Below are 474 nucleotides of genomic sequence, written 5' to 3'. Positions count from 1 at the left end.
GTTGTTGAAGGTGAAATCCTGTTCGGAGGCTCATACGCCATGACCAGCCGTGAAGAACGCCTTTCAGATTTGATCAATAAAGCTGGAGGTGCTACGAATTATGCTTACTTACGTGGTGCCAAGTTGACTCGTGTCGCTACTGCAGGTGAGAAGAAACGTATGGGAGATGTGATCCGTTTGATGAGTCGACAGTTGGGTGAGGCTATGATGGATTCTTTGGGGGTCCGTGTAGAAGATACTTTTAGTGTTGGTATTGACTTGGAGAAAGCATTAGCGAATCCTGGCAGTACAGCGGATATTGTCTTGCGTGAGGGTGACGTGATTTCCATTCCGAAGAATACTAATACGGTCACGATCAATGGTGCTGTCATGGTTCCTAATACCGTTTCTTATATAGCTGGTAAGAATATTGATTATTACCTGAATCAGGCCGGTGGTTATTCAGACAATGCGAAGAAGAGCAAGAAGTTCATT

At 44.7% G+C, this 474-nt stretch carries 1 protein-coding gene; it reads left to right on the top strand.

Annotated elements, in window-relative coordinates:
* On the top strand, positions 1-474 hold a 474-nt coding region (locus DW862_RS26590; RefSeq protein WP_243636529.1), incomplete at both ends, for an SLBB domain-containing protein.

Origin of the sequence: Bacteroides sp. AM37-9 (assembly GCF_003603455.1) — a bacterium.
In the GTDB taxonomy this organism is placed as follows: Bacteria; Bacteroidota; Bacteroidia; order Bacteroidales; family Bacteroidaceae; genus Bacteroides; species Bacteroides xylanisolvens.
The sequence above is the reverse complement of the archived record's forward strand: the minus strand, read 5'-3'. Positions and strand labels throughout refer to the sequence as shown.